At 68.7% G+C, this 18,271-nt stretch carries 18 protein-coding genes and 1 pseudogene; 3 read left to right on the top strand and 16 right to left on the bottom strand.

Annotation, left to right across the window (positions count from 1 at the left end):
- Positions 1-133: 133 nt before the first annotated feature.
- From ACIPSA_RS35370 to ACIPSA_RS35360, 3 genes are all read right to left on the bottom strand, one after another.
- The gene (locus tag ACIPSA_RS35370; protein ID WP_402642229.1) at positions 134-550 is read right to left on the bottom strand and encodes a transposase; all 417 of its coding nucleotides are present in this window, start codon (positions 548-550) and stop codon (positions 134-136) included.
- A 153-nt stretch (positions 551-703) separates the two neighbouring features.
- Complete coding sequence (locus ACIPSA_RS35365; RefSeq protein ID WP_402642226.1) at positions 704-1,159, bottom strand: hypothetical protein; 456 nt, start codon at positions 1,157-1,159, stop codon at positions 704-706.
- Positions 1,160-1,308: 149 nt separating this feature from the next.
- Entirely contained in the window at positions 1,309-1,569 is a 261-nt protein-coding gene (locus ACIPSA_RS35360; protein ID WP_402642225.1) for a hypothetical protein, read from the bottom strand.
- A gap of 172 nt (positions 1,570-1,741) precedes the next feature.
- On the opposite strand from ACIPSA_RS35360, the pseudogene ACIPSA_RS35355 reads away from it, so the two are divergent.
- Both ACIPSA_RS35355 and ACIPSA_RS35350 read left to right on the top strand, forming a co-directional pair.
- Positions 1,742-2,125, top strand: a pseudogene (locus ACIPSA_RS35355) (endonuclease); the annotation flags it as partial.
- Between the two features lie 5 nt (positions 2,126-2,130).
- The gene (locus tag ACIPSA_RS35350) at positions 2,131-2,634 is read left to right on the top strand and encodes an NUDIX hydrolase (protein ID WP_402642222.1); all 504 of its coding nucleotides are present in this window, start codon (positions 2,131-2,133) and stop codon (positions 2,632-2,634) included.
- 294 nt (positions 2,635-2,928) lie between these two features.
- On the opposite strand, the gene ACIPSA_RS35345 is transcribed toward ACIPSA_RS35350, so the two are convergent.
- Both ACIPSA_RS35345 and ACIPSA_RS35340 read right to left on the bottom strand, forming a co-directional pair.
- Positions 2,929-3,273 carry a DUF6262 family protein gene (locus ACIPSA_RS35345; RefSeq protein ID WP_402642220.1) on the bottom strand — a complete coding sequence of 115 codons (345 nt, stop codon included), beginning with the start codon at positions 3,271-3,273 and terminating at the stop codon, positions 2,929-2,931.
- A gap of 98 nt (positions 3,274-3,371) precedes the next feature.
- Positions 3,372-3,980 (bottom strand): superoxide dismutase, encoded by a 609-nt coding sequence (locus ACIPSA_RS35340; RefSeq protein ID WP_402642218.1) that lies wholly within the window; start codon positions 3,978-3,980, stop codon positions 3,372-3,374.
- A gap of 350 nt (positions 3,981-4,330) precedes the next feature.
- Here ACIPSA_RS35340 and ACIPSA_RS35335 point away from each other — a divergent pair, with 350 nt between their 5' ends.
- On the top strand, positions 4,331-4,975 hold the full coding sequence (locus tag ACIPSA_RS35335; protein ID WP_402642699.1) for a DJ-1/PfpI family protein: 645 nt from the start codon (positions 4,331-4,333) through the stop codon (positions 4,973-4,975).
- Here the strand turns inward: ACIPSA_RS35335 and ACIPSA_RS35330 are convergent.
- The 11 genes from ACIPSA_RS35330 to ACIPSA_RS35280 form a co-directional block, all read right to left on the bottom strand.
- The gene (locus ACIPSA_RS35330) at positions 4,866-5,720 is read right to left on the bottom strand and encodes an ABC transporter ATP-binding protein (protein ID WP_402642216.1); all 855 of its coding nucleotides are present in this window, start codon (positions 5,718-5,720) and stop codon (positions 4,866-4,868) included. The genes ACIPSA_RS35335 and ACIPSA_RS35330 overlap by 110 nt on opposite strands.
- Before the next feature lie 3 nt (positions 5,721-5,723).
- Positions 5,724-6,686: a FecCD family ABC transporter permease gene (locus ACIPSA_RS35325; protein ID WP_402642214.1), complete on the bottom strand. Its 963-nt coding sequence runs from the start codon at positions 6,684-6,686 to the stop codon at positions 5,724-5,726.
- 65 nt (positions 6,687-6,751) lie between these two features.
- Positions 6,752-7,792 (bottom strand): ABC transporter substrate-binding protein, encoded by a 1,041-nt coding sequence (locus tag ACIPSA_RS35320; RefSeq protein WP_402642211.1) that lies wholly within the window; start codon positions 7,790-7,792, stop codon positions 6,752-6,754.
- A gap of 83 nt (positions 7,793-7,875) precedes the next feature.
- Positions 7,876-12,129 carry an amino acid adenylation domain-containing protein gene (locus ACIPSA_RS35315; protein WP_402642208.1) on the bottom strand — a complete coding sequence of 1,418 codons (4,254 nt, stop codon included), beginning with the start codon at positions 12,127-12,129 and terminating at the stop codon, positions 7,876-7,878.
- A complete protein-coding gene (locus ACIPSA_RS35310) occupies positions 12,116-12,373 on the bottom strand; it encodes a phosphopantetheine-binding protein (protein ID WP_402642205.1) in 258 nt (85 codons plus the stop codon). Before ACIPSA_RS35310 ends, ACIPSA_RS35315 begins: the two co-directional genes overlap by 14 nt.
- 29 nt (positions 12,374-12,402) lie before the next feature.
- Positions 12,403-13,935, bottom strand: coding sequence for a fatty acid--CoA ligase (locus ACIPSA_RS35305; RefSeq protein ID WP_402642202.1), 1,533 nt, complete (start codon positions 13,933-13,935; stop codon positions 12,403-12,405).
- Between the two features lie 19 nt (positions 13,936-13,954).
- On the bottom strand, positions 13,955-14,482 hold the full coding sequence (locus ACIPSA_RS35300; RefSeq protein ID WP_402642200.1) for an FcoT family thioesterase: 528 nt from the start codon (positions 14,480-14,482) through the stop codon (positions 13,955-13,957).
- A complete protein-coding gene (locus tag ACIPSA_RS35295) occupies positions 14,479-15,369 on the bottom strand; it encodes a TauD/TfdA dioxygenase family protein (protein WP_402642198.1) in 891 nt (296 codons plus the stop codon). The genes ACIPSA_RS35300 and ACIPSA_RS35295 overlap by 4 nt, the downstream gene beginning before the upstream one ends.
- Positions 15,370-15,393: 24 nt before the next feature.
- Positions 15,394-15,630: an acyl carrier protein gene (locus ACIPSA_RS35290; RefSeq protein WP_402642196.1), complete on the bottom strand. Its 237-nt coding sequence runs from the start codon at positions 15,628-15,630 to the stop codon at positions 15,394-15,396.
- Positions 15,627-16,682 (bottom strand): beta-ketoacyl-ACP synthase III, encoded by a 1,056-nt coding sequence (locus ACIPSA_RS35285; RefSeq protein WP_402642194.1) that lies wholly within the window; start codon positions 16,680-16,682, stop codon positions 15,627-15,629. The genes ACIPSA_RS35290 and ACIPSA_RS35285 overlap by 4 nt, the downstream gene beginning before the upstream one ends.
- Positions 16,683-16,817: 135 nt before the next feature.
- The gene (locus ACIPSA_RS35280) at positions 16,818-18,188 is read right to left on the bottom strand and encodes an MFS transporter (protein ID WP_402642191.1); all 1,371 of its coding nucleotides are present in this window, start codon (positions 18,186-18,188) and stop codon (positions 16,818-16,820) included.
- Positions 18,189-18,271: the final 83 nt, after the last annotated feature.

Below are 18,271 nucleotides of genomic sequence, written 5' to 3'. Positions count from 1 at the left end.
GGTCATCGACCACAGCACCATGGCTTCGTGCATGGCGGGCAGCGCTCGTAGTCGCGCGTCAGACGACGCGAACGCATCAGCCGGCTCAGCGTCCTTGCCACCGCCCACGTGCGCGGAAGCACCACGAACCCCATCACGTCATCAGTCCGTTTGACGATCTGAAGGGTGAGTCGGAGCTTCTCGCGGACCCAGTCGACCAGGCCCCCGGCGTATCCGCCATCCGCCTACACCAGGCGTATGGAGAAGTACTGCCGTCGTACCGCTCGAGCAGGGGCACGGCGGCGTCGCGGTCCTGCATGCTCGCCACGGCCAGGACCAGACCGAGGCAGTCCACCACCAGATGCCGCTTGCGGCCACCGACCTTCTTCCCGCCGTCCCAGCCGGATGTCGGACGCGGGATGTTCGCCGCCGCCCGCACCGACTGCGAGTCCACGATGGCGGCCGTCGGATCCGGCGAACGGCCCTCCTTCTGGCGGACTTTGTGGCGCAACCGGTCGAGGAGTTCGGCGAGCAGACCCGTGATCTGCCAGCGGCGGGCGAAAGCGTGCAACCGGCAACGCCGACACTCCGCCCTCGGCATGCTCACACCCATCGAGTTCGAGCTGAGGACCACTCCCTCGATCGCCTGGAGTCCAGCAACTCGACTTCACGTAAGCCGGGGCACATCACCTTCACTGATTCCGGGGCCGTTCACTCACACGGCCTACTGCACGTTGACGGTGACGCTCCACAGCAGGGTGGGCGCAGTGCACATGGGGCCGGGCGAGATGATCTTGCATTCCCTCACGGCGGTGAGCGTGGCCGACCCTGAGCCGGTTGCTCTGAAGATGCCAAGCGCGTCGCCGTTCGGGGTGGCGATGCTGGCTGCCTCTGCGAGGACGTTCGAGTCCGAGGATGTGGGCGCGCTCCAGGCGAACGGTGTGCCGGGCCCGGGCGTAGTGCTGCTCGTCAAGAAGACAGTGACGATGTCGTCACGGTCGACCGTCACCGTCTTGCCGTTGTCGGCAGCGGTGAGTTCCAGAACCGGGCCGTTGGCCGCAGAAGCGCGCGGAGCAGGTGACACGGCCGAAGCAGCCGTGACCGAGACCCCCGTTGTAGCCAGAACCAGTCCCATCGCCACAGGGATCGACAACCGCCCGATGACCTTCACGACCTTCACGAAGACTCCTGTTGATAGACCTACTCTCCGCTAGTCCTATCCCTCTGGGGCAAGCCACCGATGCCTCAACCGGCAACCGTCACCCCATCCGGTGACCGTGATACTCGACCGGTCGCAGCAGGCTCGAAGGGCCCGCGGCCGGACGGCCTTCAGCCACCGTAAGGGCTCTCGGTGTGTCGGCCGGCGCTGGTGCGGCAGCCGGGCATGCCGAGGCGGACGGTGGTGTGCCGGGCCGCGAGGCTGCGCATGGCGGTGCGCTTTCCCCCTGTGGCGGCGAGGCTCGCCTCGATCGCGGCTACCTCACCGAGCCAGCCCCGTTCCCTGGCTTCCTGTAGGTGGTCGAGCAGGTTCGTGTGGATCTCCTCCCGCCGGGGCATCTGCGCGGAGTGCTCGAACAGGTGTGACGGCATCGCCAATTCAGGTGATCCTCCCGGCGGGCGCCGCCGTTCCACGGGGTTGACCAGCCGCCGGTAACCGCAGCCGTCCGACGTCTTTCAGCCCTTTGCCGGCTCGGATTAGATGTGCGGACACGAGTCGGTGGTCTCCCCGAGCCGCGGCGTGACACGGACCGGGAGCCGGGCCGTCGCCGTCCACCGCGGCGCAGGAGCCTTTCCGCCGGTCGTCACCGGGGACTACAACGCCTGGCCGGACTCGGACAAGATGCGGTTGCTCGGAGGCTATAAGACCGCGCCGCCAGTGCCCGGACAGGTCCTCATGGATGCCTGGGAATACGCCGATCCGGCTGCGCCGTCAGCCACCTGGGACGCAGCGAATCCCTTCGCTGCCCGCACCTTTGAACCCATCGTGCGGTGCGACTACATCCACGTGGGGTTGGCCGGGGTAGACAGTCTCGGCCGTGTCTGTGCCGTGCGACGCGCCGGTGACCGCCCAGTGGACGGAGTGTGGCCGTCTGATCATGCGGCAGTGGTCGTCGACCTCGCATCGGATGCCCTCCCCATATGCTGACACCTATGCCAGAGGATGATCAGCACGTCGCGGTGGACGTGGGCGTCGAGATACCCGTGCCCGCGGATGGGGAGGTCTGGACCGTCGGTGCGGTGATCCTGAACCACAAGGGTGAGGCTTTCGCGCAGAAACGCAGCCCTGACCGGCGCTTGTTTCCTGACACCTGGGACATCGTGGGCGGACACGTCGAACCCAGTGAATCGCTGATGGAGGCTCTCGCCCGCGAAGTCCGGGAAGAGACCGGCTGGCGCCTGCGCCGCGTGTGCCGACTGCTGGGCATCGCTTCCTGGACCGGCGACGACGGCGGCGGACTGCGGCACGAAGCCGACTACCTGGTCGAGGTCGACGGCGACCTCGACCACCCGGTACTGGAGTGGACGAAGCACTCCGCCTGTCACTGGTTCGGCCTCACCGATCTTGACCGGCTCAAGGAGAACCGCTCACCAGGGGATTTCTTGATTCACGACCTGATCGCCAAGGTCCTGGAGTACGAGCCGAACAGGCCCTGAGCTGTGGGGCGCCCTCACCCCGAGCTCCGCGTGGCAGTGGCGGTGGCGGTCTTCGAGCCGGGACGGCTGGCCGACGCGGTTATCCGCCATGAAGCTCCTGCCGGGGTGGTGTGATCACCCACCGGGAGAAGTGATCTGGGCTTCGAGGTCGGCGATGCGCCGGTCCTGGAAGCGCAGGTTGGAGCGGGCAGCCTTGAGCCGTTCGTCGAGGGTTCGGTTCTCGGCGGTGAGCTGGCGGACCCGCTGTTTGAGGGTGACGTTTTCGGTGGTGATCCGCTGGATGGCCTCCCCGGTCTACTCGACCTGCAAGTCGCGGAATTCACCGAGGAGTTCGCCGATGCCGGTGCGCTGAGCGAGGATCTCGGTCCGGACAGCCTTGAGGGCATCCTCGGCGTTCAGCGCGCGTTCGCGCCAGGTCGCCTCGCGCTCGTCATCTTGCTCGGCGAGCATCTGGGTCCGGCGTTCGCCGGCCTCGGTCATAGCCGCGGCGACCGCAGCTCTGGGCTCGACGTTGTCATAGAGGAAGGTGCGCGAGACGTCCGCTCGGCGGGCGACGTCGGCGACGCTGACCTGGGCCTTCTCGCGCCGGAGCCGGGCGACTGCTTTCGAGGTGGAGGTCGCGCGGATCGCGAATGCCACGTCGACTGTGGTCAGTGGTGGACGGTCGTGGAGCCGGCTGGTCGCGCCGGGAAGCCACTTCGGCTTCCCGGCCGCCGGCTGAGGTGTGCCGGGTTGGGTCAGGCGCCTGCTGCTGCGGTGTAGCGGGCTGCGACGCCGTCCCAGTTGACCAGGCCCCAGAGCTTGGTGACGTAGTCGGGGCGGACGTTCTTGTATTGCAGGTAGTAGGCGTGCTCCCAGGCGTCGAAGACCAGCAGCGGAGTGCTGCCCTGGCCGACGTTGCCGTGATGGTCGTAGACCTGCTCGACGATGAGCCGCTTGCCCAGGGGCTCCCAGGCGAGCACGCCCCAGCCGGGGCCCTGGACGCTGCTGGTGGCGACGGTGAGCTGCTTCTTGAACTGCTCGAAGCCGCCGAAGTGTTCGCCGATGGCGTCGGCGAGGGCGCCGTCGGGGCGGTCGCCGCCGTCCGGGGAGAGGTTCTGCCAGAAGATCGAGTGCAGGACGTGGCCGGAGAGGTTGAAGGCGAAGGTCTTCTCCAGTCCGACCAGCGAGGTGGGCGTGATCTGGTCCTTGTCGCGGGCCTCGGCGATCTGCTCGAGGGTGCCGTTGGCGCCCTTGACATAGGCGGCGTGGTGCTTGGCGTGGTGCAGTTCCAGGATCTGCCCCATGATGGCCGGCTCCAGCGCGGCGTAGTCGTAGGGCAGGTCGGGAAGCGCGTAGGTGCCCATCAGGCACGTCCCCTTTCCGGGTGGGTGATCACCCAAGGACACCCTAAGCCTTTATTGCGAACTACTTGCAACAACAATTGCAATGCATCAGTATGCGGGGTGGCGGGGTCGGCCCGTCAGTCTTCGAGTTTGAGCGCCCTTCGTCCGTCCGGCGTGTCCTTCCCGGAGAGTGATCGTCTTCTCGCCCGGCACCCGCCGGATCCGGCCGGCCCCGCTCGTTCGCACCAGGCGCACAGGGGTCTTCGTCCAGCACTGTGGCCGCCGTCGTCCTGACGCCGCCGCGGCGGGCCGGGCGGGACGCTCCGCCGGCATCGCACCATCCCCGCCATCGCACGAGGGGCGCCGCCACCATGTGCCCCGTTTGCAGGCGTGCCGGGCCAGGTCCGGATCAGGCCGCGTCCATACGACCCGCCGGGCCTGCGCCTGGCACGGAGCCGAGGGAAGTGCGCCCCCGCACGACGGAAGGGTGTTGGCCAGTCGGCGGGGCCTGCTCGTCCATCCCGGTGGCAGCGGCACCCGCACCCTGGTGCGGGACGACCGGCACCTCGAGGCTGCGCGACCTCCACCAGCGCGGAACCGTCCTGGCGAGCGTGTGCACCGGCTCACTGGTGCTCGCGACCGCAGGGCTGCTGGCAGGCCGGCCGGCCACCCACCGCGATTACCTCGACAAGCTGGCAAAGACCGACGGCACGGTCGACGTGCGCGCGCGGGACCGCTACGTGGATGATGGTGACGTCGTCACCAGCGCTGGGGTGTCGGCCGGCATCGACATGGCGCTGCACTTGGTGGCCCGGTTCGGCGGAGTGCAGGCGAGTGAAGCCACACGTGCCGGAATCCAGTACGAGGCCCCTGAGTCCGACGTCGAACAGGGAGGCTGGCTCTGGATCAGTGGTCACCGCTCCGCACGGTCAACTCGTCCCCCGCAGCGTCATCGTCACTGGTCTCGCCCTCACCCCTGTCCGCCGCGTGGGCGAGAGGCTGAGCCGCGTAGGTGATGCGGACGACGCCGTCGGCGTGCCGTTCGGCGGACGCCCGTACGCCGAAGACGCCGGCGAGGATCTGCGGGGTGAGTACCTCCAGGACAGGCCCCGCCGCGACCACGTTTCCCTCATCGAGGACAACCATGTGGTCGCAGAGCCGGGCGGCCAGGTCGAGGTCGTGCAGGACCGCCAGCGTGGTGACACCAGTGGCGCGGATCAGGTCCAGCAGCTCGAACCGGGCTCGAATGTCGAGGTGATTGGTCAGCTCGTCGAGCACGAGGAGCTGCGGGTCCTGCGCCAAGGCTCTTGCCAGCAGGACACGTTGACGCTCGCCTCCGGACAGGGAGGCGTAGTCCCGGACCGCGTAGGGTCGAACGCCGCACCGGTCGATGGCGTTTTCCACCGCGCGGTGGTCCTCGGCGCCGTCGCGCCCCAGCAGCCCGTGGTGAGGGGCACGGCCGAGCGCGACGATCTCGGTGACGGTCAGACCCGTTGTGTTGCCGGTGGCGTCCTGGAGGACGGCGGCGGTGCGGCGCGCCGCGGTGCGGGCGGACAGGGTCCATACGTCGTCCTCGCCGACTCTGACCACGCCGTCCGCCGGGCGGAGCGAGCGGTAGACGGCGCGCAACAGGGTTGATTTGCCACTGCCGTTTGGGCCGACGAGGCCGACGATGTCGCCCTTGCGGGCCTCCAGGCTCACGGCGTGCAGGATCGGCCGGCGGTCCAGGATGATGTGGAGCTGGTCGACGGTGAGTTTCATGCTTCAGTCCAGGCCCTTGTTGCGGCGCAGCAGCCACAGGAAGAAAGGTGCGCCGAGCAGGGCGGTGAGGATGCCCAGCGGCAGTTCGTTGGGGCGGTTGAGAGTGCGGGAGAGCAGGTCTACGAGGACCAGGTAGAGGGCGCCCAGCAGAGCGGTGAGGGGCAGTAGGCGGCGGTGGTCGGCGCCGAGGGTGAGGCGGACCAGGTGCGGGATCATCAGGCCGACGAAGCCGATACTGCCGGCGACGGCGATGACCGTGCCGGTCAGGAGTGCGCTGAGTACCAGGAGCATCGCGCGCAGCCGGTTGACGTCGACGCCGAGCGCGGTGGCGGACTCGTCGCCGGCCAGCAGGACATTGAGCCGTCGACCGAAGAGTGTGAGGAGGGCGGTGCCGGCCAGGACCACCACGGTGACCGTGGGGAGTTGGTCCCATTGGGCGCCGGCCACGCTGCCCAGCATCCAGAACATCACCGTGCGCAGCTCGGTCGGCGTCGCCTGCAACTGGACGTAGCTCGTCGCCGACAGGAAGACGTAGCCGACCGCGACCCCGGCCAGCACCAGTCGGGTGGGTGCCATACGGCCCCGGCGCTGTCCGAGTGCGAAGACGAGTGCGCCCGCTACCACCGCACCGAGGAAGGCCGCCGCCGACACCCCGAGCCCGGCGAGTGCCACGCCGCCGCCCAGGGTGATGACCAGCACCGCGCCGAGCGTGGCGCCGTAGGAGAAGCCGAGGACGATGGGGTCGGCGAGCGGGTTGGACACCACGGTCTGCAGCACCGCTCCGGTGACGGCCAGGCCCGCGCCGACCAGGGCGGCGAGGACCACCCGGGGCGTGCGGAAGTTCCAGACGATCTGGTCGGTCGCAAGGTCGCCGGAGGCACCCTGTCCTGTGACGTGGTGCCAGACGACGCCCCACACGTCACCGAGCGGGATGGTGACCGCTCCGATGCTGATCGCCACGATCATGGTGGCGATCAGCGCGACGGGCAGGAGGGTGAAAGCCAGGGAGACCCTCAGTCGGGTCGGTCGGCTCAGAACGCGTCCGGGTGCAGAGTCTTCGCGATCTTCTGTACGGCCAGGTCGTTGCTCGGGCCGAGGTACATCGAGTCGGACAGGGCCACGTACTTGTTCTTCTTGGCGGCCGGCCACTGGGGGAACTCCTTCAACAGTTTCTTGGCGTAGGCCGCCGGGTCGGGGTCGTTGTAGCCGATGACGACCAGCGCGTCGACGTCGGTGGCGGCGACCTTCTCCTTGCTCAGGTCGGCGAAGGAGGTCTTGGAGGCCGACTCGAAGGCGTTGGAGCCGCCGGCCTTGGTGAGGATGTCGTTGTAGATGCCATGGGCGACGACGGAGCTGAAGTCGTTGCCGCCCATGGACATGTTGGAGAAGAGCACCATGACCTTGGGCGCCTTCTTGCCCTTGACCTTGGCAGCCACTTCGTCGATGTGTGTCCGGGAGGCGGTGATCAGCTTCTTCGCCCGGTCGCTGACGTTGAAGATCTTCCCCATTTCGCGCAGCAGCGTGTAGCTGTCGGCGGTGGTCATCTTCGAGGTGTCCTGGTTGCAGCCCTGCGGGGAGACGTAGGTGTTGGCTGCCACCTGCTGCAACTGGTCGCGGGTGGCGAAACCGTTCTTCTCGTCGAAGCCGTACGACGTCGTGGACAGCACCAGGTCCGGGCGCAGGCCGAGCATGGCCTCGCGGGGGATGTCGTAGGCGTCGTTCAGTTTGATGTTCCCGGTGGGCAGGGCCTTGATGGCCTTGGCCCGGCCGGGTACCTCGCTCATGCCGTAGCTCTGCTCGTTGGCGACGATCTTGTCGCCGAGGCCGAGGGCGAGCAGTGTCGAGACCTCGGCGACGGAGGCGCCGTTCATGACGACCACTCGGCCGGGGGCCTTCTTGAAGGTCTCGGTCCGGCCGCAGTTCTCGATGGTCACCGGATATCCGGTCTTCGACGCTGCGGCATCGGCCTGCTTGCCGCTCGCCTTCTCGTCCTTCGAGGAGTCGGCGCATGCCGCCGTGACCAGACACAGGGCCGCGGCCAGAACTGTGGCAACCGGCCGTTTGATGGACATGCTGGCTCCTTACTTGCAGGGCTCGGTGATGTTCCGTTGCAGTAGTCGTGGCGCGGTGGTCATGAGTTCCCGGCGAAGTCCAACTACTTTGCGGAGGACGCCCGATGGGGTTCATTTCCGGCCGGTGCGGGCAGTTCACCCGCGGCCACGCAGTGGTCGAGGTACCGGAAGACCTGGTCTCGGCCGAGGGGCGGGGAGGTGATGCCGCTGCCGCGCAGTCCCTGGCGGACGTTGTCGGCGTGGACGGGTCCTAGGCTCAGGTCGGGTGCGCCGCTCCTGGTCGTCTCGTTCGAGTCGAAGAATGCGAGGGTGGTGGCGGCGACGTCGGCCGAGCGAGGCAACTGATCGCGCCATTGGGTCAGCGGCAGGCGTCGTACGGGATAGCCGTACTCCTCGACCCAGTCGTAGATATCGCTCAGCCGCACCCTCGGTACGGCCGCGTGGTTGAAGACGGGACCGGGGGCTGTGAGGGCGAGGTGCACGAGGGCTTCGGCGGCGTGGTCGACCGGTGTCCAGATCTCGTCCTCGAACAACTCCGGGAGGATCCCGGCCGGGATACCCGCCCGCAGCACGCTCCACAGGAAGTCGCGTGTGTTGACGTATCCGGAGCCGGCGGGTCCGACCACTCGTCCCAGACGGTGCACGGTGACCGGCAGACCACGTTCGGCCGCCTGTTCAAGGAGTCGTTCGGAGGCCCACTTCGACTGCTGGTAGCCGTAGCGCAGACCGGCGTGGGGTGGCAGGAAGGCCTCCGGTACCTCGGGGCTGAGGCTCGCAGGCGGGGCCACGGACAGCGTGGAGACGTAGTGGAGGGGGATCGACCGTGGGGCAGCCATGCGCAGCAGGTGCCGGGTGGACTCGGTGTTGACGGCGCGCAGGGTGCCGTACTCCCGCATGATGCTGACCGTCGCGGCATTGTGGAAGATCGCGTCGCAGGTCTCGGCCAGTTCGCCCGGGAGGTCCTGTCCCAGACCCAGGTCGGGGCGGGCGAGGTCGGCGGGGACAGCGGTGATGCGGTGCTTCGCGGCTTCGGGGAGCGAGAGGTGGTGATGCTCCAGAGCCTGGTGGATGCGGTCCACGGCCTCGCCGGCGGTGCGCGCGCGCACGGTGCAGACGATCTCGCCTTCTGTGGTGGCCAGTAGCTCCGCCATCAGGTGTACGCCGACGAAGCCCGTGGCGCCGGTCAGGAGGATGCGCCGGACTCTGTCCGGACGGTGGCCGGTACCGGGCCGGATGTCCGGGTCGAGGACGGTGTCGGTCTGAAGCGTCACCGGGAGGCCCGTGGTGGCGGGCGACCGGTCATCGAGGAAGCGGGCGAGTTCCGCGGCGGTGGGGTACTGGAACAGCCAGGCCACCCGTACGTCGCGGCCGAGTTCCATCCCGAGCCTGTTGGCGACCTGGATGGCTTGGAGGGACTGGGCGCCCAGATCGAAGACATCGTCGTCGGCGGAGATGTCTTCGGCGCCCAGGATCTGTTGCCAGATGCCGATGACGGTCCGCTCCAGGGGGCTTCCGACAGCGGGGGCCTGGGGTGCGGAAGGTGTGCTGAGCGCGGCTCGGTCGATCTTGCCGAATCCCGTGCGGGGCAGGCGGTCTTGGAATTCGACGGCTGAGGGGATCATCGCCGCGGGCAGCTTCGCCCGCAGGTGATCCCTCACCTCGGAGGCCAACGGGGCCGGAGGGTCCGCAACCAGATGGGCCGCGAGGCGTCGGGTGCCGTCCGGCAATGTCTGTCCGACGACCGCCGCCTCACGGATCCGTGGATGGGTCAGCAGGGCACTCTCCACCTCGGCGGGATGTACGCGGTGACCGCTGATCTTGAATTCCTCGTCCGCCCGGCCGAGGAACCGCAGTTGCCCGTCCTCGCCGATGTCCACCAGGTCGCCGGTGCGATGGGCGCGGGGCCGTCCGGGAATCGCTGCGAGTGGGGCGAACCGAGCGGCATCGGGGGTGCCGGCCCCCCGGTAGCCGAGTGCCAGGTTGTCCCCCAGGAGATACAGCTCCCCGCCGACGACGGCGGCCCGGGTGCCGGGGAGCGGCAGTCCGATCGGTGCGTCGCCGGGGCCGAGCGCGGGGTCGTGCAGGTCGGCGACGGTGGCGACCACGGTCGCCTCGGTCGGGCCGTAGGTATTGAACAGCTGGACCGACGTTCCGACGGCCTTGCGCCAGCGCTCCACCCGCTCGGGGAGCGCGGCCTCGCCGCCGATGACGACGGCCCGCACCCCTGCGGGCAGAGCTGTCGTTCCTGTCGAGAGCGCGTAGGCGAGTTCGTGCCAGTAGGCGGTGGGCAGGTCCAGCACGTTGATCCGCAGGCGTGCGCAGTCGCCCAGGAACCGTGGGACCGATTCCGTCATGTCGTCGGTGCGGACGACGAGCGTGCCGCCGACGCACAGGGTGAGAAGGATTTCCTCCACGCTGGCGTCGAAATGGAGCGGCGCGAACTGCAGGACCCGGTCCTCGCATCGCAGTCCGTAACGGTACGTGGCACCTGCCACGAAGTTCGCCAGGGCGCTGTGGCTGATCTCGACGCCCTTGGGGCGGCCGGTAGAGCCGGAGGTGTGGATGACGTAGGCGGAGTCCTGGGGCAGAGGCGGCGTTGGAGCGGGGCCGAGGGGTGAGTCCGACCGGTCGAGCGCGAGTACAGGCGTGCCTGCGAAGGTGCTCGCACGGGTGGCTGTCGTCAGGACCAGGGCGGGTGCGGCATCGCGCAGCAGCTGCGTCGTCCGGTCGGCGGGGGCGGCCAGGTCGAGGGGACAGTAGGCCGCACCCGAAAGCAGCACGCCGAGGATGGCGGTGACGGCGTCGATCCCCCGCGGCAGCGCCACGGCCACCAGGGCGCCCTGACCGATGCCCCGCGCCGTCAGGCGGCGGGCCACGTCGCGTGCGCTGCCGTACAGCCGGGCGTAGGTGACGCTGTCCCCCGCGTGCTCCACGGCGACGGCTCCGCCCCGGTGGGCGGCGTGGTCGGCGATCAGGCTGAGCACCGGGCGCACGGGGGCTGGTAGCGGGCCGCCGTCCAGGACCGTTGCGGAGTTCAGGGGCAGGGGCTGGTCGGGGGCGGCCACTGCCTCGTCGAGCAGAGCGAGCAACCCCTCCTGAAACGCGACGACTTCAGTCTGTTCGTACAGATCGGGATTGGCGTCCACCGCGATGCGCAGGCCCGTGCCGTCGGAGCGGTCGTACACGTTGACCGCCAGGTCGTCGACCGGACCGGCGGAGACGTTGTGGACGGTACTGCGGTGTCCGGCGAACCGCAGGTCGTACTCGAACGGCATGATGTTCACGCCGGGCCCGGAGAGCCTGCGCTGGCCGCCCACCAGCTTCAGGTCGCGGCGCAGTTGTTCATACCGGTAGCGCTGGTGCGGCAGACCGGCACGGAGTTCGCGGGAAACGCGGGCCGCAAGGTCGCGCAGGCTGTCATCGGCGGAGACGGCGACACGCAACGGCAGGATGTTGCGCACCATCGCCGGTACGCGCAGTGACACGGAGCCGAGACGGCCCATGGCCGGCAGGCTCAGGACGATCTGTGGCGCTCCGGTGACCCGGTGCAGCTGGGCGACGGTCGCCGCGAGCAGCACCTCGGACCAGGTGACCGACAGCTCACGGGCGACCGTGCGCAGGGCGTCGGCCCGGGTCGCGTCGAGATCGGTGACGCAGCGGTGGAAGGTGCGGGCGGGCAGGGCGGACAGGTCGGCCGGCGTAGCCACCGAAGGACGGTCGGCGTACCGGTCAGTCCAGTAGGTACGGTCCTTGGCGTAGCGGGCGGACTCGCGGTAGGCGCGTTCCTCGGCGCGGACCGACTCCAGTGTGCCGAAGCCGCTGTCCGGTACCGGCTCCCCCGCCATGAGGGCCGTGTAGACCTGGGCTACACGGCGGGCGACCAGGGAGAGACCGAAGCCGTCCAGGGCAATGTGGTGCACTCGGTGATACCAGAGATACTGGTCGTTTCCGGTCTTCAGCAGGGCGTGGCCGAACACCGGACCGCGAGTCAGGTCCACGGGCCGGACCATGTCCGCGGCCATCCATGCGCGGGCGGCCGTGTCCGGATCTGGGTCGTCGGTGAGGTCGGCAGTGTGCAACTGCCAGACACGGAACGGAGTTTCGAGTTGCCAGGGGCGCCCTTCCCCGTCTGCTGCGAAAGTGACGTTGAGGGCTTCGGTCTCGGCGACGACGTGGTGGAGCGCCATGTCGAAGACGGCCGCGTCCACCGGGCCGTCTATGCACACGTACTCGGCCGTGTTGTAGGCGGGGCTGTCCGGGTCGAGCTGATGGCCGGTCCAGATGCCTTCTTGGGCGGCCAGCAGCGGGTATCGGCGAACGGGCTCAGGTGTCGGCATGCGCCGCACCTCCCTGGCGCTCGGCCAGGAGTTGCCACCACTGCGCGAAGGACGTGCGCTCGGCGAGGTCCACGAAGCTGACGTCCGCGCCGGCGGCCTGCCACCGTTCGAGCAGGGTGACGATGCGCAGGGAGTCGAGGCCCGCGTCCAACGGGCTCTCCTCCAGGTCGACTTCGTCGGGCCGCAGGTACAGGAACTCCGCGAGGTCGGCGCGGAAGCTCTCCGGGGTGAGGGGTTCAGGCATGGGCTCTCTCTACGACGGTGTCAGCGGCGTCAGTTGACCTTGCGGGCGGAGTCGCCCCAGAAGCGGTCACGCAGTTCGCGGCGGAGGATCTTGCCGCTGGGGTTGCGCGGCACGTGGTCGATGAACTCGTAAGCCGACGGCAGCTTGAAGGCGGCGAGACGCGGAACGAGGAAGGTGTGCAGGTCCCGTGGGCTCGGCTGCTCCTCCGGGACGGGGACGACGAACGCGTGGACCCGCTCGCCCCATTGCTCGTCGGGGGCTCCGACGATCACCGCCTCGGCCACGCCCGGGTGGTGTTCCAGGACGTTCTCGATCTCGGCGGGGTACACGTTCTCGCCGGCGACGAGGATGGCGTCCTTGATCCGGTCCCGGATGAAGATGTAGCCGTCCTGGTCGATGTACCCGGCGTCGCCGGTGTGGATCCAGCCGTCGACCAGGGTTTCCGCGGTCTTGTCGGGCAGGCCCCAGTACTCCACCATCCTGGCTGGGGTGTGCAGGCAGACCTCGCCGATCTCGCCCGGCGGCAGTTCGTTGCCCTCGTCGTCGATCGCCTTGGCGCGGACGCCCGGATAGGGGTGGCCGGCGGCCTGCATGCGCGGTCCGCCGGGAACGTGGTCGGCCGGTGGCAGGCACACGGCGGTGTTGCCGGTCTCGGTGAGACCGTAGATCTGCGCGAAGTCGCAGTCCAGTACGGCGAGACTCTCCTCCAGCAGGCTCTCGGAGATCGGTGAGCCGCCGTAGACGGTCTTGCGGAGCGTGGTGAAGTCCTTGGCGCTGACACCTGGTTCGGTGAGCATCATGCGGAGCATCGCCGGAACCACGCAGGCCGTGGTGACACCGAGATCGCGGATCAGGTCCACGGCATGGCGGGCGGCGAAGGCGCGCATCGCCACGATGGTCGTCCCCGCGTTGAAGTTCTGCGTGGCCCACCACAGGCCGCCGATATGGAAGCCGGGGATACCGACGAGCGCGATGTCACCGTCCCGCCAGTCGATCCAGTCGAGCCCCTCGCGCACCAGGGCCTCACGGATGGCGAAGAAGCTGCGGTGGGCGAGGACCACGCCCTTCGGCAGGCCGGTGGTACCGCTGGTGTAGAGCTGGGCGACCGGAGTGTCGGCAGTGGCGTCGGACTTCGTGTCGGTGTCCGCGTGTTCGGCCTTCCAGCCCGCGAAGTCCGGGCCGAGGGGTACGACCGTCTCGGGTGGCGCGGTCGGCATGCGTTCCACGATCGGCGCGAACTCCGACTCGAGGAACAGGAGTCTGGTGCCGGAGTCCTGGAGGATGTGGCTCACCTCGGGTGCGGTGAGCCGCCAGTTGACGGGGACCAGGACGGTGCCACTCTTGGCGCAGCCGAAGAGGAGCTCGTAGTAGTACTCGGATTCCTTGCCCAGGTACGCCACGCGGTCGCCCTCGGTGAGTCCGGCGGCCTCGATCGCGTGGGCGATGCGGTTGCTCTCGCGGTGCAGTTCGCCGTACGAGAGGCTGCGGCCCTCGCAGAGCACGGCCGGGGTCTCGGGCCGGTGGTCGGCATGGAAGCTGATGGTCTGGACGAGCGTCTCCATGGGCGATCCCTTCGGTCGTTCAGGGGACGTTGACGAATGCGAGAGTCGCCTCGCCGTCGCACCGGCCGCCGTCGGCGTCCCAGTAGCGGTACGAGGTCTCGGCGTGGAGGAACGGCTTGCCGCCGCCGGGCACGCGCCGGGTGACGGACAGGAGCTCCATCTCCCCGGTGAAGGAACGGGGGTTGACCGGACGCCGGAAGTTGCCTGCGAAGCGGGCGATGAGGATGTCCGGGAGCTGGTGCCGCCAGAAGTCATCCAGGGTCCAGTTCTCGAACCCGGCCAGGAGCCCTTCCTGTACGGACTTCGCGACGAGGTAGTACATCATCTGGTTGTAGGCGATGTTTACCTCGACCGAGTTCAGGTGGCCTGTGTCATCGATGTAGCAGGACTCGGGGATCGCGAACTCGCAGCGCGCCGATGTGCGTTCAGGGCCGGCCGTGACGACGGCGGACTTCAAGTACTTGCAGTGTGCCTTGTACGGCGCCAGGACGCGCTCCAGCAGGTCGGTGTCGGTGGCGTACGAGCGGTCGACGGAGGCCGTGGTCATGGCACCCGTATCCCGTCATGCAGCTTGCGCTCGTCGTGGACGGTGACGCGGTAGGAGACGGTCGGCTCGGGGGTGGTCGTGTGCCGGGCGCGGTGGATGAGGCTGCGGTTGTCCCAGATCAGCAGGTCGCCCTGCTCGAAGCTCTGCAGGTGGATGTTGTCGTGCTCGAAGGTGTCGTCGAGCTGACCGGTGCCCTCGAACAGGCGGTGAAGCAGGTCGTCGTCGAGCGGCTTGCCGTCCCCGTCCTCGATGCCGACGGTGAAGCCCTCGCTGATGTACAGGACGGTTTCGCCGGTGAGGGGGTGGGTGAACGTGGTGGGCTGACGGACGGCCGGGGTCTTGCGCTCGACCTCTTCGATGATCTCGGAGAGCGGGCGGTAGACGTCGTGCGGGCGGATCTTGAAGTACTTGCGGACCGAGTGCCGGCAGTAGGTGTCGGCGACCTGCTTCTTGAGGTCCTCGGGCAGCCTCTCGTAGGCCCGGCCCATGTCGATGAAGTAGGTGCCGCGGTTCTTCTGCGGAATGACCTGGGGGTAGATCAGGGTGATGCCGAAGGGATCGGGCATGAACTGGTAGTCGGCGTGCCAGAACTTGCCGGTCTTGGGCACGCCTATCTGCTTGCCGTTCTCCGGGACGTTGGAGGAGACGAAGATCTCCCGGAGCTCGGGGTGGTGGTACATCGGCTCGTAGTACGTCTCGGGACGCCCGAGGCGCCTGCCGAGGTCCAGGAACTGCTGGGGAGAGAGGTTCTGTCCCTTCAGGACAGCGATCTTCTTCGTGTAGATGATCTGCTTGAGCGTCTCGATGTCCGCGTCGGAGGCGCTGGTGTGGTCGAAGTCGTCGATCGTGGCGCCGAGCGCCGAGCCGAGCTGTTCGGTGACCTTCATGGGTGTCTTCCTTCGTGGGGTCGGTCAGCCGGCCTGTTTGGCGTCGATCAGTGCCGCGGTGCTGCCGAGGGTGAGGGTGGGCCGCAGCTCGCTGTCGTGCACCGTCACACCGAGGTCGCGTTCGATGCGGATGCTGATCTCGACCATCGTCAGCGAGTCGACGTCCAGGTCGGCGAAGGTGGCCTCGGGGGTGAAGCGGTCGGCCGGGGCGTCGTGCAGTTTCGCCAGGATCTCGACCAGCCGGTCGTAGGTGGTGCTCATGAGGGGGCTTCTTCTCCTCGGTCGTACGGATGGGCCGGCAGGGGCAGTTCGGGCCAGGTCAGCAGGCAGGAGCCCCAGGTGAGTCCACCGCCGAAGGCGGTGAGCAGGAGTCGGTCGCCGGGTCGAATCACCTGCTGGGCGACCGCGTCGGCTAGCGCCAGGGGTATGGATGCGGCCCCGGTGTTGCCGACCGAGTCGACATTGGCGACGCAGCGTTCCCGGGGCAGGCCCAGGTCGTCGGCGACCGAGTGCAGGATGCGCAGGTTGGCCTGGTGCGGGACGAAGTGGTCGACGTCGTCGATCTTCCAGCCGCCGGTGCGCAGGACGGTGCGCGCGGACTCGGCCATGCGGGTCACCGCGTGACGGTAGACCTCGCTGCCGCGCATCGCGAAGTGCCGTTCGCTGCGCTGTACTTCGTCTCCGGTCGAGCGCTTGCGGGAACCGCCCGCGGCGACCGTGATGAGGTCCTCGTACGCGCCGTCGCTGCCGAGGTCGAACTGGCCCACGGCACCGGGTTCGTCGGCGCGTCCGGCGCGCAGGACGACGGCGCCGGCGCCGTCTCCGAAGATGATGGCGTTGGCCCGGTCGAGCGGATCCACGATGGTTGAGTAGGTGTCCGCGCCGACGAGCAGGACGCGTCCGGCCACACCGGAGGTGATCAGCCCGGCGGCGGTGGCGAGTCCGTACACGAATCCGGTGCACACCGCACCGACGTCGAAGGCGGCCGCTCCGGCGAGCCCGAGCCGGGCGGCGACCGTCGGCGCCGTGGCCGGACAGGGCCGGTCGGGTGTGGTCGTGGTGACGATCACCGCGTCGACGGAGTCGACGCCTGCATTGCCCAGGGCCCGATGCCCGGCCTCAACGGCCAGGTCCGAGGTCGCCTGGCCCGGCTCGATGACGTGGCGGCGGCGAATTCCGGTGCGCGTGCGGATCCAGGCGTCGTCGGTGGCGAGCCGCTCGGCCAGTTCGTCGTTGGTGACCACACGGGGCGGAACACATCCGGCCAGGCCGGACAGAACGGCGGCCGGTGGGCTGGGGGCGCTATTGGGCACGGCTGATCTCCAAGTGTGGGGAGTTCCGGGGACGTCCGGAGGAGACGGGGAGGCAGGAGTGGTCTAGGGACCGGTGGTGGTCTAGGGAGCGGTGGTGGTTCAGGGACAGGTGGTGGTCTAGGAACCAGTGGTGGTTCAGGGACCGGTGGTGGTTCTGCGCACGGCAAGGGCGAGCGGCACCGCGCAGGCGATTCCGGCCGCTATCGCGAACACGGCCGCTCTTATGCCGACCAGCGAGGCGCCGCCGGCCGGGTGTTGCCCGGCAGCGCCGGCCAGCGCCACCAGCACCGCGAGACCCACCGCGCCGCCGACTTGGAGGCTGGTGGAGGCGAGCCCCGACGCCACGCCCTGGTCATCGGGAGCGACACCGGCGGCGGCGATGATCCACATGCCGGTCCAGGCGGCTCCCTGGCCCAGACCCAGCAGCACGATTCCCGGCAACAGCATGGCGTACGGATCGTGCCGGGTGAGCGCAAGGCCGAGGGCAACTGCTCCCATCGCGCCGAGTGCCATACCGCCGACCAGCATGCGGCGCACACCGACCGCTGCGACGGCCCGCTCCCCGGCCTGGGTTCCGGCGGCGACCACCACGGCCGGTACGAGGAAGGCAAGACCGGTCGCGAACGCGCTGTAGCCGCGCACGGTTTGGAAGTACAGGGTCAGGAAGTACGGCAGGGAACTGAAGGTGGCGCTGTACACAGCGGTCACCGCCATCGCCGCGACGAGCCCGCGATGCCTGAACAGCCGGGTCGGCACCAGCGGATTGCGCGAACGCGTCTCGACGACGGCAAATACCGTGAGCAGAGCCGGCGACAGCACCGCACTTGTGACGGCGGAGGGGCTGCTCCAGCCGACCTCGGGTGCGTGCACCAACAGGAACACCAGGAGGATGATGCCTCCGGTGCCGGTCAGGGCGCCCGTCAGGTCGAATCTCCGCGCCCCGATCAGTGGGGCATCCGCAGGGAACAGCACCCAGCCCGCCCAGGCGATGGCCCCCGCCACGGGAACGTTGACGAAGAACACGGACGGCCAGCCGAACGCCTCCACCAGGACCCCGCCGAGGAGGGAGCCGAAGCAGAGTCCACCGGCCCCCGCCGCGCCCCACACCGCCAACGCCCGGTTCCGATCAGGTCCTTCGGCGTAGATCGTATTGATCAGGGACAGGGTGGCCGGGAACAGCAGAGATCCGCCGATGCCCTGGACCGCCCGCACGGCGACCAGCGCCTCCGGGGTAGCCGAGAGCCCTCCCACCAGCGAGGATCCCGCGTAGATCAGTGCCGCGGTGACGAACATCCGGCGCCGGCCGAGCAGGTCCGCGGCTCGTCCGCCCAGCAGCAGGAAGCCACCCGTCGTGACGACGTAGGCGCTCACCACCCACTGCAGGTCGTGCTCCGAGAAACCGAGGCCGGCGCCTATGTCGGGGAGCGCGACGTACACGATGTTGTAGTCGAGCGCTATGACCAGCTGAGCCAGCGCGAGGGCTAAAAGGGGCAGCCGTGCCGACATTGTCCGGTCCCCCCTCACCAGAAGAATAGAAATAGCAACGAATACCGAATCCGTCGATCATTTTCGGTCACGATAGCACCCCG

This window comes from Streptomyces sp. NPDC086549, assembly GCF_044746205.1.
Classification (GTDB): Bacteria; Actinomycetota; Actinomycetes; order Streptomycetales; family Streptomycetaceae; genus Streptomyces.
Note: the sequence above shows the minus strand (reverse complement) of the source record. Positions and strands in the feature narration are given on the sequence as shown.